Below are 235 nucleotides of genomic sequence, written 5' to 3' on the forward strand. Positions count from 1 at the left end.
GCCTACGACTGTTAGGTCACGCTTACCTCAACGTCATCTTGTCAGACTCCGCCCTAGCACTGTACCGCATCGTTGTCGCCGAAGCGCCCCGCTTTCCGTCGCTTGGCCACATGTTTTATCGGTCTGGCCCTAATGTTGTGAAATCCATGGTGGCTACCTGTTTATCTCACGCCAACAACGCCAATGAAATTAATTTAAACGATATTAACGAACAAGAAGCGGCAGAAGTATTTAT

General features: G+C 48.5%; 1 protein-coding gene. It reads left to right on the top strand.

Annotation, left to right across the window (positions count from 1 at the left end):
• Positions 1–235, top strand: a 235-nt coding sequence (locus AAEZ02_RS23525) for a TetR/AcrR family transcriptional regulator C-terminal domain-containing protein (protein WP_351125667.1), incomplete at both ends; no start/stop codon positions are given.

Source organism: Shewanella sp. T24-MNA-CIBAN-0130, assembly GCF_040310185.1.
Classification (GTDB): Bacteria; Pseudomonadota; Gammaproteobacteria; order Enterobacterales; family Shewanellaceae; genus Shewanella; species Shewanella psychromarinicola.